General features: G+C 45.0%; 11 protein-coding genes. 5 read left to right on the forward strand and 6 right to left on the reverse strand.

What is annotated here, in order from left to right; translation table 11 throughout:
• The first annotated feature begins 66 nt into the window (after positions 1-66).
• Entirely contained in the window at positions 67-675 is a 609-nt protein-coding gene (locus tag OQJ75_RS16680) for a TetR/AcrR family transcriptional regulator (RefSeq protein WP_019826185.1), read from the forward strand.
• Positions 676-926: 251 nt separating this feature from the next.
• Positions 927-2,363, forward strand: a complete 1,437-nt coding sequence (locus OQJ75_RS16685; RefSeq protein WP_265974101.1) for an amidohydrolase — start codon at positions 927-929, stop codon at positions 2,361-2,363.
• A 203-nt stretch (positions 2,364-2,566) separates the two neighbouring features.
• Here OQJ75_RS16685 and OQJ75_RS16690 read toward each other — a convergent pair whose 3' ends face one another.
• The 6 genes from OQJ75_RS16690 to uraH form a co-directional block, all read right to left on the reverse strand.
• Positions 2,567-3,355, reverse strand: coding sequence for an EAL domain-containing protein (locus OQJ75_RS16690; RefSeq protein WP_265974102.1), 789 nt, complete (start codon positions 3,353-3,355; stop codon positions 2,567-2,569).
• Positions 3,356-3,370: 15 nt separating this feature from the next.
• Positions 3,371-5,251: a methyl-accepting chemotaxis protein gene (locus tag OQJ75_RS16695; protein ID WP_265974103.1), complete on the reverse strand. Its 1,881-nt coding sequence runs from the start codon at positions 5,249-5,251 to the stop codon at positions 3,371-3,373.
• Between the two features lie 322 nt (positions 5,252-5,573).
• Entirely contained in the window at positions 5,574-6,935 is a 1,362-nt protein-coding gene (locus OQJ75_RS16700) for an 8-oxoguanine deaminase (protein WP_265974104.1), read from the reverse strand.
• Between the two features lie 177 nt (positions 6,936-7,112).
• Positions 7,113-8,564 (reverse strand): nucleobase:cation symporter-2 family protein, encoded by a 1,452-nt coding sequence (locus OQJ75_RS16705; RefSeq protein WP_265974105.1) that lies wholly within the window; start codon positions 8,562-8,564, stop codon positions 7,113-7,115.
• A gap of 225 nt (positions 8,565-8,789) precedes the next feature.
• Positions 8,790-10,133 carry an NCS2 family permease gene (locus OQJ75_RS16710; protein WP_265974106.1) on the reverse strand — a complete coding sequence of 448 codons (1,344 nt, stop codon included), beginning with the start codon at positions 10,131-10,133 and terminating at the stop codon, positions 8,790-8,792.
• Between the two features lie 266 nt (positions 10,134-10,399).
• The gene (gene uraH / locus OQJ75_RS16715; protein WP_055319165.1) at positions 10,400-10,753 is read right to left on the reverse strand and encodes a hydroxyisourate hydrolase; all 354 of its coding nucleotides are present in this window, start codon (positions 10,751-10,753) and stop codon (positions 10,400-10,402) included.
• A gap of 425 nt (positions 10,754-11,178) precedes the next feature.
• Here uraH and puuE point away from each other — a divergent pair, with 425 nt between their 5' ends.
• The 3 genes from puuE (at position 11,179) to alc (ending at position 13,816) form a co-directional block, all read left to right on the forward strand.
• On the forward strand, positions 11,179-12,111 hold the full coding sequence (puuE, locus tag OQJ75_RS16720; RefSeq protein WP_265974107.1) for an allantoinase PuuE: 933 nt from the start codon (positions 11,179-11,181) through the stop codon (positions 12,109-12,111).
• Between the two features lie 28 nt (positions 12,112-12,139).
• Positions 12,140-12,655: a 2-oxo-4-hydroxy-4-carboxy-5-ureidoimidazoline decarboxylase gene (gene uraD / locus OQJ75_RS16725; RefSeq protein ID WP_102424562.1), complete on the forward strand. Its 516-nt coding sequence runs from the start codon at positions 12,140-12,142 to the stop codon at positions 12,653-12,655.
• 174 nt (positions 12,656-12,829) lie between these two features.
• Positions 12,830-13,816: an allantoicase gene (gene alc / locus OQJ75_RS16730; RefSeq protein ID WP_265974108.1), complete on the forward strand. Its 987-nt coding sequence runs from the start codon at positions 12,830-12,832 to the stop codon at positions 13,814-13,816.
• The last annotated feature ends 4 nt before the right edge of the window (positions 13,817-13,820 follow it).

Consider the following 13,820-nt stretch of genomic DNA (forward strand, 5'->3'; position numbering starts at 1 on the left):
TATCTTCTGGACTAATGAAGCACGTTGATTACTATGGCTTTAGTAATGAGCTGTAAAGGATGCAACATGTCTAGGATCAGACAAAAGAATCAAGATTTAATCATCGAAGTCGCGTGTGAACAATTCGCTACTCATGGATATGCCGCAACAAAAATGGCTGATATCGCGAAAGCGGCCGACATCCCTAAACCTAATGTATTCTATTATTTCAGCTCCAAAGATAAGCTCTACAATGCCGTTCTAGAAACCGTCACTCAGCCCTTACTGGAAGCGTCACGTCCGATTGAAGAGCTCAGCGATCCTGTTGAAGCCCTATCTCAATATATTCAAACCAAGCTGATCATTTCTCGTGACCATCCGCACGCCTCTAAGGTATTTGCTAACGAAGTGATGTCTGGCGCTAAAGTATTGCCGAAAGAGATTGGTGATGAACTGTATAAGCAATCCCAGATGATCCTCGATAAGTTCTCAACGTGGTCAGCACAAGGCTTAATGGATGACGTTCCTGCACACCACCTGATGTTTACCATTTGGGCGGCCACTCAAACTTACGCTGATTTTGGATGGCAGATTTGCAGCGTAATGCAGAAAGATCAGCTCGATGACAAAGATTATGAAGATGCCGCTGAGTTCATCACGCAGCTAGTGATTAAAGGCTGTGGTGTTAAAAGCTAATGTTGTTTGAACGTTTTTTTGGGGTCTGCGATTGCAGGCCTTTTTTGTTTGTGCATGTGAGTGAGCATATGTGCAAAGCTACTTTTGTGACCTGTTGTGCAATAACTCATTTATCTTGTATTTTGCTCGATTAGGTATGCCATTTTATTTAAAGGTAAGGTTATAGTGTCGCAAAAATTTAGCGGTGATCTTTTTTAAAGGAAAAAACTAACCTTCTAACAATATTACACGCACAACATTAAGGTTTAGCAATGACGCTCAAAAGCTTGGCATGCACTATCAGCACAGTTCTACTGGCAGGCTGTGGTTCGACGGTCGCGACGCAAACATACAACGCCGATCTGATCATCACCAATGGACAGGTTCTCACGATCAATTCAAAAATGGATGTGATTGAAGATGGCGTTGTAGTGGTGAAAAACGACCAGATCATCGCAGTCGGTAACGAGGATTTAATGACTCAATATCGCGCAGAAAAAGTGATTGATGCTCAAGATGGAATCGTCATGCCGGGCATGGTCAATGCTCACAACCATTTACCTATGATCGCGTTTCGTGGCTTAGGGGAAGAGGGCATCTCGAATCGTCTGTTTGCTTACTTCTTCCCTCTAGAAGCCGAAAAGTTAAGCCGTGAACTGATTTACAACGCGACTAAGCTAGGCAGCATCGAATTAGCGCAAAGTGGTGTGACAACTTACGCCGACATGTATTACCACATGGATGAAATGGCTAAGGCGACCAAAGAAGTTGGCTTGCGTGCCGTGTTGGGTGAAACTGTGATTAAGTTTCCTGTGGTCGATGCCAAAGAACCTTACGGTGGGATAGAGTATGCCAAAGGCTTTATCGAGCAGTACAAAAACGATGAGCTAATCACGCCTGCTTATGCACCACATGCGGTGTACACCGTGAGTAAAGATAAGCTTCAAGAAATTAATAAGCTATCGGCTCAATACGATGTGCCAGTGCTGATTCACGTTGCTGAATTTCCGAATGAAGAAAAGCGTATCAAAGATGAAACCGAAGCCACGTCACCAGTTGAATACATGGATGAAATCGGTGTGCTTGATGCGCGCGTAGTGATTGCGCATGGTATCCACCTTTCAGAGAACGACCAAAAACTATTGAAGCAGGCCGATGCGGGTATCTCATACAATCCAATGGCGAATGCCAAAGGTGCGACAGGAATAGCTCCTGCGTGGGAAATGTACCGAGCTGATATGCGTATTGGTTTGGGAACGGACGGTCCAATGAGCTCAAACCAAGTTGATATCATGCGTACCCTAAGTTACGCCGCAAACATGCAGCGCTTAAAGTATTCTGATCGCACGATCATGATTCCTGAGCAAGTGATTGAGATGGCGACATTAGGCGGTGCGAAAGCCCTGCACATGGAAGATAAAATCGGTTCTCTTGAAGTCGGAAAGAAAGCAGATATCGTGATTGTAGAGACACAATCGGCGAACATGATGCCAAGTTACGACCCATACGCGACTTTGGTTTACCAAGCGAACCCAAGCAACATCGACACCACTATCGTTAACGGCCAAATCGTAATGGAAAACCGAGTGATGCAGACGGTTCAACTGGATGAAATCCGCCAAAGCGTCGATGAGTTTGAAAGAGATATCAAAGCGTTTGCCAAAGAGCTTTCTAAGAAAGCGATTAAGTCGAAGAGCTTGATGGATTAGGATGTAAATCGGTTTCTAAAATCGAATAGAGTGAATGAACAAGCAAGGCCGATATCATGTCGGCCTTAATATTATTGATCCTGTGAGCACCCTACAGACTGGATTGCTGATGAGTTCTACAATCAATCTCAGATGATCATCGATAAGTTCTCTATTTGTTCACCACAAGGCATGATGGAATGAGGTATCTAAGGAAATTAAGGTTAGGTTTCTAGGGCAGTCTGACTAGGACGAGTGCTTGGATAGCCTAAGTAATAGCCCTGAACGAACTCTACACCTGATTGTTTGGCTATTTGCATATCAGACTCGTTTTCAATACCTTCCATAACAATGAGTTCATTTTCAAGCGACAACTTCTTTTTGAGATTCCAACAAGATTCGATGGGTCTATTCCGAAGCTTCCTAAGTATAGTTTTATCAAGCTTTACAATGTCTGGGTTGACTTGCTTAATTCTCTTTAAGTCTGATTTCCCAGAACCAAAATCATCCACCGCGAGCAAACAACCTTGTTCCTTAAAAGTAATGAGCTGCTGAATAAATGTACTGTTTGAGTCAGAGGCCTTCTCAACAATTTCAATGACTAAATTCTCAAAGTTATACTCACAGCGACTAATACTATTATTATGAACAGACTTGAGCATGGTTTTCCATACTCGCTGGTGGTTGTGTAAGTAGGAGATACTGGCCGGGTTGATGTTTATAAATAGTTTTCCCGTAATCGTATTTTTGTTTTTTCGGTAGTTCAAAGCATGTAGCGTCGCTGCCACGAGATCGGTTTTAATTCGTGAAAGTTGAGGCTGTGTAGAATCAAACAACTTTGAGGGTGATATCAACTCTCCTCGGTTATTGGCGCAACGAACTAAGGCTTCATAACCCATCAACGCCTTACTTTGAGTTTGGAAGATAGGTTGAAATACCGAATGTATTTTGTAATCACCAAGTAAGATGTTGAAACCGCCGTTATCTTGATTTAACGCTTTGATGAATAACATGTTTTCTCTACTGCATTAATTCGATAATTTGAAACGCTTGAGAATGTGTTGCTGCTTCTCGATCTCAGTAAGTTGAGTATTCATATGATCAGTAGTTTTTTCAGCTTGTGTTGTAACTTGCTGACTGATCTCTGTAATTTGCTGAGTGTTCCGACCGACTTCTAAGGAAACGGCGCTTTGCTCTTCAGCTGTTGTTGCAATTTGGCGAGTAAATTCCGAAATATTCATAATATTCTGTTGTACTAATTGCAATGCTGTAGTGGCTCTGCGGGCGCAATCAACAGCTTCTTGAGCATTACGTTCGCTGACTAAAATTGAGTCGGCCATCGAACTGGTTCCTGAGCGTAGTTGTTCGATCTTCGTATGTATCTCTCGCGTTGATTCTTGCGTTCGGATAGAGAGCAAGCGAACATGATCTGCGACGACTGCGAACCCTCGACCAGCCTGTCCTGCTCTTGCTGATTCTATCGTTGCATTGAGGGCTAGCAGATTGGTTTGATTAGCAATTTCGTTGATAACTTCAATGATGCTACCTATGCTTTCCGTCGTTTCTTCCAAGGCATGCGAGTGAGCGACAGCTTGATGGATATCGTTCGATAAGCTTTCGATATTACTTTCCGTTTGCTTAACTACGGAGGTACTTTCTAATACTTTTTCTTGTGCATCATTCGCGTTTTTAGCGGCATGTTGCGTATTTTGTGCCGTCTCTTGCGCCGAAATAGTCATTTGTCCAATTGCTGTGACTAAGTCGTTTAATTCAGACATTTGGAGATTGATACTTTGCTCTGTTTCTCGCGTAGCACTCTGTGTCAGTTGTGCATGCTCCTTAACTGCGTCAGAAACGACTATAGAGTCTTTCATCTGTTGCTGTAGAGTTGTCACAAACTGATTGAAATTGGTTGCTAGCTCAGCGAATTCTGTGTCTGTGTTAGTGTCTAAACGGTGGGTTAGGTCGGCATCACCTGATGCGATATTTTTGAGAGCGCTATTTAGCTCGTTGACTGGTTTAAATAGATATAAAATGAGCCAATACAACATTGCAATCACTACAATTAATGACAGAGCACTAAAACCGATGATCTGATAGTTGAGTTGTGTTAGGTCAGAGAAAACACGCTGTTCATCGATGACTGAACCAACATACCAAGGTTCACCAGCCACCTTGTGCAAGCTGATTAAATGCTTAACACCATCGATTGTGACTTCTGTTATACCAGGTGCTAATTGAGCATTAGGGATGAAATCTGTAAACGAAGAACCGTTGTAATCGGTATTTGGATGGGCGATCACCGTTCCGTCGCCTGTCATCATAAATAGATAACCTGAGTTAAAGAGATCGGTTTGATTGACAAGATTGGCTAGTGGTTTCAATGACACATCGAAAACAATATTGCCGATAAACTTCCCATTCTTATCGGCTAACGACGAAGATATCGAAACAATCATTTCTCCCGTTGAAGAGTCAATATAAGGCAAAGTAACAACAACATCATTTGATTCACTGGCTGCACGGTACCAAGGTCGTTTACGGACGTCATAATCATCAGGCGGAAGCCATCCGTCGTTTGAAATCAGTTTTCCGTTTTCTTCATAACCAATACCAACCGCTTGAAAGCTATTTTTAAGTGAAGGAGTAGAAATAGACTTTCGCGCCAGAGCCGTATTAGATGCATCAATCACATTCAATGAGTGAGTCACTGAATTTACGAGCTGTCGTTTAGCGCTCAACTCATGTGCCACGGTAAAGCTAATACTCTTTGTCAACTCCGCGACACTGGTTTCGATATTGTTTTTAAAAGTGCTATTCGTTGCTTTTTGTTGGATAAAGTCAATGGTGATAGCAACTGATGAAAATAGCAGGCTCGAAGCGATAATTATTTTAGATTGAAACTTCATTGGATATGATTGGTTATATAAATAATGCGGGCATATATAATATATATTCTGAAGGGGTTTAATGGGTTATAAGCAATATAACCAAATCGAATAACAGTCCTATCATATTGATAATAAATACTATGTTTTACTTGTTTTAGAATCTTTGCACTTGACGATTTCAAGTGTTGTATTTTCATTGTTCTGTATCAATAAATGACGAGTTATTTTATTTTTGTCAAATTTACAATTTACCCAAAACCATAAGTTGCTCTTATTTATATTATTAAAAAGCCGACACGATGTCGGCCTTTTGTTTTGGTGAGTTCAAAATATAGAAACTCTAGTTATTCATCGCCAGTTTACCTAGCTTCATTGCGGCAGAATGGTGGCGGTGCATCAGTTGCTCCATGTCTACGCCAATAACGGCACCATCGTTAACTCGCCATTTTCCGGCCACCATCACTTTATCCGCTTGTTGAGCGCCACAAAGTAGTAATGCAGCGAGTGGATCGTGGCTACCAGAGAAACGAATATCATCGAGTTTGAACATTGCGAGGTCGGCTTGTTTGCCAACCTCTAGCGTACCAATGTCGGTTCTGCCCATTGCGCGTGCTGAGCCTGACGTTGCCCAGCGCAGTGCATCGAGGTGTGAAACATTGGCAGAACCATATTGCAGGCGTTGTAGATACATTGCCATGCGCACTTCGGCAATCATATTTGAACCGTCGTTTGAGGCGGAACCATCAACACCCAACCCGACTTTTACGCCTGCTGCTTCAAGATCGTTGTTCTTACAAATACCGGAAGCCAGCATCATGTTGGACGTCGGGCAATGGCTGATACCAATGCCCGCTTTACCCAAACGTTTGATCTCTTCTGGATTGAAGTGAATACCATGAGCAAGCCAAGTGCGTTCATTCAGCCACCCCACATCTTCTAGGTAATCCACAGGGCGTAGGCCAAATTTCTCAATACAGAAGTCTTCTTCATCCAAGGTTTCGCATAGGTGAGTGTGCATCATCACGTTCTCACGCTCACTGATCTTGGCGGTTTCTTTCATCAGGTCTGTAGTGACTGAAAACGGCGAACAAGGCGCGAGTGCGATTTGAATCATCGCCCCTTCATCACGCTGGTGGTAATCGCGAATTAAGCGTTGGCTGTCATCAATAATGGTTTGTTCAGTTTGAATGGTGTGTCGTGGAGGTAGTCCACCTTCATCTTCTCCAAGGCTCATGGAGCCACGCGTAAATATCGCTCTCACACCTAGCTTCTCTGCCGCTTCGACTTGTAAATCGATGGCATGCTCAAGCCCGTTTGGTAGCAAGTAATGGTGGTCTGACGCGGTGGTACAGCCCGACATCATTAACTCGACCAATGCTAGCTCTGTAGCAAGGCTCATCATCTCAGAATCGAGGTTAGCCCAAACTGGGTAGAGGCTTTGTAGCCAATGGAAGAGTTCTTTATTGAGTGCGCCAGGGTAGGCACGCGTTAGGGTTTGATAGAAGTGGTGGTGCGCATTGATAAGCCCGGGAGTTACAACATGACGAGAGGCGTCGACGCTGTAATCTACGGGTAAGGTCGGCTCTTTGTGTTTGCCAACCAATTCAATGACTTTATTACCTTTAATGACGATTCCGCCTTCTGCATCAGCCTGTGAGCCAGTGTAGATTGCGAGAGGATTCTTAATCCAGATTGTTTCCATTCATAGTAGTCCTTAGCCATCTCAGCCTTTTCAGGGAAGAGGGTCTTTGTTGGTATTTGCTGTTGATAGATAAATTCGAATCAGGGGGCGTTAAAACGTTCAATGTTCTAATCATTCCCTGATTCTGTGAAAATCGGTTTTACGCTAGTCAGTGAACCAGTTAAATTGGGGAATCAGCTAGTTCGTTTTTGGCTCAGGATTTTCTGATGCCGCTTGAACGTCTGCTTCTGTACTTGCATGTTGAATCTCTAACTGCTCGCCTGAGTGTAGTTCTTCTTCAGCCTGTTCTTTCATTTCTAGCTCAACTTGCGCTTGGCTCTCGGCTAACGCTTCTTGTTCTTCAGCTTTTGATGATTTTGGTAACACAAGGTTTAGCAGAACCGTCATGATGGTGCCTGTTGTAATGCCAGAATGAAGAAAGTTCGCTAGATCATGCGGCAAGTGTTGCAGCAATCTTGGTTCGAAAGTTACGGCCAAGCCAGACGCCAAACCGACACAGATTACCAAGGCATTTCGTTTGGTGTCTGCGGCTTTTATCAACATGCGGATGCCCGCGTAGGCAATCATACCGAACATCACGAAACCTACACCACCCAAAACAGGTTTCGGAATCGTGACGGCAATAGCAGCTAATTTCGGGAATAAACCGCCTAAAATTAGTAAACCACCGGTTGCAGCCACTACATAGCGACTTGCTACCCCTGTGATACCCACAATGCCGACGTTTTGGCTGAACGACGCCAATGGCATCGCTGTTAAAATCGAAGATAAGGTACTACCAAGGCCATCGCCTAACAGCCCACGTTTTAGATCTTTACCGCTGACTTGGGTTTGGCAGTTGTTGCCCAATGCCATGAAGTCACCCGTTGCTTCGGCGATCACCACGATGTACACCAAGCTCATACTGATGATGGCACTGGCAGAAAAGGTAAAGCCATATTTGAAAGGTTCAGGTCCGCCAACCCAAGCGGCAGAGCTGATTTGTTCAAGGTCGACCATACCGAGCGATAGCGCCACAATGTAGCCGCCCGCTAAACCAATCACGATGGCTGAAGCGGCAACCGCGCCTTTACAGTAAACCGATACACCAACCACAATCCCCAAAGAGACTAGAGCTAGAAACAGTTTGGGTAGCGTAGCGAATTGTTCGCTGTTGGCGGGAGAGTCTCCGACCCAGTTCATGGCAACCGGTAAAATGGTTAAGCCAATGAGCGTAACCACTACACCACTTACCACGGTTGGGAACAATTTACGGACCTTGTCCATGTAAAAGCTGGCGCCAATCACAACGAATGAGCCGATAAGCGCTGAGCCCATGATGGCAGCAACACCACCTTCGTTACCGATGGAGATGGCCACACCTAAAAAGGCAAAGCTTGAGCCCATTACCACGGGCAGCCGAATACCCACTGGACCAAAGCCGAGACACTGCGCGACGGTCACAATACCTGACGCTAAGAGCGCTGCATTGATCAGTGAGACGATCTCGGTGTTGGGCAGGCCAATGGAGGCGCCGACAATAAGGGGGACAGCGACAATGCCACCAATCGAGGCGAGCATGTGTTGTAGAGCGAGTAGGAGGGTTAGCCCATGGGGCGGTCTTTCATTAAGGGTGTACAGAAGTTTCATTTGATATTCCTCTGCCTGCGTTTCCGTTTACAGGCGATTGGCGGTCAAATAATGACTTCTACAAACTGCGTAGGGTCATAAAAAAGGTGCACTGAATCGGTAGGGTTTCTGCTCTCTCGTCATCAATGCAATTAGCTTTCTTAAAAATCATGTTGTTGCTTGGCTTGCGAACGAGCCAAGCAACGTTGTGAGCAATCAAGAAACAACTGCTCAGGAGCTATAGGGTTAACCGATGAACACCAGCTTGGCGATGAAGATAGCCGCTAGGAAGTACATCGAGATAGACACATCTTTGGTTTTACCTGTCGCCAGTTTAAGCACTGTGTAGGTAATGAAACCCAGTGCGATACCATTCGCGATAGAGAAGGTCAGTGGCATCATCAGTGCGGTAATCGCAGCTGGAGCACCGTTGGTAAAGTCTTTCCAATCGACGTGCTGCATACTGCTCATCATCACAAACGCTACGTAAATCAACGCGCCGGAGGTGGCGTAAGCTGGGATCATACCTGCAAGAGGTGATAGGAAAATCGCCGCTAAGAACAAAGCGCCAACTACAATCGCAGATAGGCCTGTTCGAGCACCGGCTGCAACACCTGCAGCACTTTCTACGTAACTGGTGACAGGTGGACAACCCACACACGCACCTGCAACACTTGAGATACTATCGGCTTTCAGTGCTTTGCTCAGACCTTCGATCTTACCCGTTTCAGGGTTAGTTAGGTTTGCACGCTCAGCCACGCCCATCAAAGTACCCGCGGTATCGAACATGTTTACAAAAAGGAAAGCCAAGATAACGCTGATCATCGAAACATCAAGCGCACCCATAATATCCATCTTTAGGAACGTAGGCGCTAAACTTGGTGGGGCTGCGAAGAAGCCGTTGTAATGCACTAAGCCAAGCATCATGCCGACCAGAGTGACACTCAAAATGCCGATTAGCACCGCACCAAAGACTTTACGCTCACTGAGTACCGCGATGATAAGGAACGCGATAGCAGCCAGTAGCGCTTCTGGTTTAGTGAAGTCACCTAGTGATACCAAAGTTGCTGGGTTTTCGACGACGATACCTGCTGTTTTTAAGCCAATCAGACCTAAGAACAAGCCAACACCTGCCGTCATGGAATAGCGCAGACTCACCGGGATACTTTCAATTATCCATTGGCGGACTTTGTAGAAGCTCATCCCGACGAACAAGATACCTGAGATAAACACCGCACCCAGTGCCACTTCCCAGCTGTAGCCCATTTCGCTTACTACTGTGAACGAGAAGAAGGCATTCAAGCCCATGCCCGGCGCAAGTCCGACAGGCCAGTTCGCAAATAGCCCCATTAACAAACAGCCGATCGCAGCACCAATACAGGTTGCGACGAATACCGCACCTGAATCCATGCCTGAAGCGGCCATTATTTGTGGGTTAACGAAGATGATGTAAGCCATGGTGGCGAAAGTGGTGACACCACCGACTAACTCATTTTTTACGCTACTTCCGTGTGCCTTAATTTTAAAAAACTTCTCTAAAATTCCGTTGTTCGCATCTTGGTTGAGTATTTCTGTTTTACTCTCACTCATGTCAGCAAGTCCTTTTATGTTGTGATCCATTTATTGAATACAGCGAGATTTCAATATTAAGTTTTAAGGTTTTTCCTAGCCGCTATTTCTTTAGTTATCAGTTTCTAACCATCTGTTTTTTAGCTATTAATCTCTAACTATTAACGTTGTTAGTATTTTTATATGAGCGTGTTTAGTGAGTGCACACCTTTTGGGATGCACACATCACGCACTAATCTGTTTAATATTTGTCGGTTGAGCCTAGTTCGAAGTTCTAGGTCACGGGACTAACTGCCCCGATAGGTTGAGAAACTGTAAGGCGAGACGAGAAGAGGGACATGATAATGCGCTTCTGGGTCATCTAAGCCGAAACGAATCACCACATCATCTAAGAAGGGCACACCATCCAATTCTACACCTTTGCTTTTGTAGTAATCCGCAACGTAGAACACCAATTGATATTTCCCCGGTCGGAAATCATTCCCTGCCAGAATCGGCGCATCGGTTCGGCCATCGGAGTTGGTGAGTACCGTCGCCAGCTTTTCTGTTGAGTCTTCATTGACCTTATAAAGCTCTACCTTGATCTCTGCACCTGGTAAGCCGTGAGTAGTGTCTAATACGTGTGTTGTTAGTCTTCCCATAGTCCTTTAATAGCGCTTTTGGCGCTCCTCTGTTCCGTGGTTTGTTTGTCCATATCGACCTAGCAAAAGAGTGCAACTGGTCACTTTGTTACCACTAACTATGTACGAACTGTACACAATTAGTAAAGCGAATTGTTGGAAAAATGTTAACTATTGTGTCTTTTTTTCTGACTTTATAGATCCTGATTATCGTTTTTGGTGAGGCTGTGATTTATTAAGCTACTGTTTTTAAAGTGTAAAAGTGTATAAATTTAACTTGAATAACAAAATCTTTACATTGAGATAAATAATTGTATACAATAAATGTACAGGGGTAAGGTTGCTCGGTTTTGAAATAACCAATAGCGGAATCACCAATAGAAGAATCATATTGATGAACCAGCTAAACAGCGGCTAAGCCAACCACTTATGTTAGGAGTACTTGGATGAATAAGGATTATTCAAGAAATTTGATCGGTTACGGAGCTAACCCTCCAAACCCTCAATGGCCAGGTAATGCGCGCGTCGCGGTTTCTTTTGTATTGAACTATGAAGAGGGCGGTGAGCGTTGTTTGTTACATGGAGACGACGAGTCTGAAGCCTTTCTTTCAGAGATCCCGTCAGCACAGCCGATCAAAGGCGAACGTCACATGAGCATGGAATCCATTTATGAATATGGTAGCCGTGCGGGTGTATGGCGTGTTCTTCGCTTGTTCGATGAATATGAAATCCCACTGACCGTCTTTGCGGTTGCTATGGCGATTGAGCGTCACCCAGATGTTGCCAAAGCTATGGTCGAAGCGGGCCACGAAATTTGTAGCCACGGTTATCGCTGGATCGACTATCAATACATTGATGAGTCAGAAGAGCGCGACCACATGACCAAAGCGATTGAGATCATCCAACAAGTGACGGGTCAACGCCCACAAGGTTGGTACACAGGTCGAACGGGTCCAAATACGCGTCGCTTGGTAGCAGAAGAGGGCGGTTTTCTTTATGACTCAGATGCCTATGATGATGACCTGCCTTATTGGCACACCGAAACCGGTCATCCGCAATTGGTGATCCCTTACACACTCGATGTGAACGACATGCGTTTTTCAACCGCGCAAGGCTTCAACTCGGGTGAACAGTTCTTCCAATACCTAAAAGACACGTTTGACACCCTTTATATGGAAGGCGAAACCGCGCCGAAAATGATGTCGGTTGGGCTGCATTGTCGTCTGATTGGTCGCCCCGGTCGTATTGCTGCATTAAGACGTTTCTTAGATTACGTAAAACAGCATGACAGCGTGTGGTTATGTCGTCGAATCGATATCGCCAACCACTGGCACCAACATCATCCATATCAACTAGATAACGCTATTCATCAACAATAAAAGTAGCAGTGAAGCAAGGAGGCTTAACGTGACTGAATTTCGATCATGCCAACCAACAACCATGGACCGCGATACGTTTGTCGCTCACTTTGCTGATGTCTACGAACACAGCCCGTGGGTTGCAGAACTGGTGTATGACCAAGGTTTGAATGCCGAAGACGACCATATCGAGAATCTTCATCTGAAAATGGCATCGACTTTGTTAAGTGCAGACCAAGGCAAACAGTTGGCTTTGATCAACGCTCACCCGGATTTAGCCGGTCGAGCAGCAGTAAACGGCGAACTCACAGAGTCGTCGACCAAGGAACAAGCGGGGGCGGGCATCGACCAGTGCAACGCCGAAGAATTTGAAAAATTCACTTCTTATAACAACAGCTACAAAAGTCGCTTCAATTTCCCTTTTATCATGGCGGTGAAGGGAGCCAATCGTTACCAAATTCTTGAGTCGTTCGAGATGCGATTAGGAAATGATAGTGAAACTGAGTTTGCTACGGCGATTCAAGAGATCAACAAGATCGCGATGTTTCGTCTCTGGGATATGTAAGTTAACGGAGTTAACAGCTATCTCAGCCCAGTCTTAGTGCGCTAAGAGCTTTGTTTATCAGAGCTAGAGTTTGATTTATCCGAGGCTTATTTATCAAAGCCTTATTGAATAAAGCATAAGCCACTAAGTTCTCATTTTATTATTACTTTATTAATTTCATAGGATTACATGGACATGACCCATAAATTTGAACAGTACATAAACCTTGCAGACGAAAAACTCGGCGCAGAAGCTATCTTCGCAACCGACGATTTTTTCGCGGATAAAAGCCGTCTACTCAGCCATGCGGCACCAGAGTGGAAAGACGACTTATACGACGACAACGGTAAGTGGATGGACGGTTGGGAAAGCAGACGCAAACGCGGTGAAGGTTACGACTACTGTGTCGTTCGCCTTGGCCTAGCTGGCACCATTGCTGGCGTTGATATTGATACCTCATTCTTCACAGGTAACTTCCCACCTTCGGCATCAATTGACGCGTGTTATTCACCACAAGGTGAGCCAACTGACTCAACAGAGTGGCTAGAAATTCTGCCTTCAATGGCACTACAAGGTGATCATCATCATCTTGAAGCGATTGAAAGTGACCAAGTATTTACGCACCTACGTTTGAACATCTACCCAGACGGCGGTGTCGCTCGCTTACGTGTTTATGGCCGACCAAGTGTGGATTGGGAAGCAATTGATTCTCAGCAACAAGTCGACCTAGCATCGGTTGAACACGGTGGCCGAGCACTCGCATGTAGCGATGAGCACTACGGCAACAAAGCCAACATCTTAGGCCCAGGCCGTGGTGAAAACATGGGTGATGGCTGGGAAACAGCACGTCGTCGTACACCAGGTAACGACTGGGTTATCGTGGCACTAGGCCACCCAGGTAACATCGAACGTATCGTCGTGGACACGGCTCACTTCAAAGGTAACTATCCTGACAGCTGCTCAATTCAAGCCGCTTACGTGAAAGGTGGTACCGACGATCAAGTGGAAACACAAAGCCTATTCTGGCGTGAACTGTTGCCTGCACAAAAGCTGCAAGCGCACGAGATTCACGAATTCATTTCTGAGGTAAACGACCTTGGTGCGATTACCCACGTACGTGCAAACATATTCCCAGATGGCGGTATTAGCCGTTTGCGTCTGTTTGGTACGAAAGCGAAATAGGTAA

This window comes from Vibrio sp. 14G-20, assembly GCF_026241515.1.
Classification (GTDB): domain Bacteria; phylum Pseudomonadota; class Gammaproteobacteria; order Enterobacterales; family Vibrionaceae; genus Vibrio.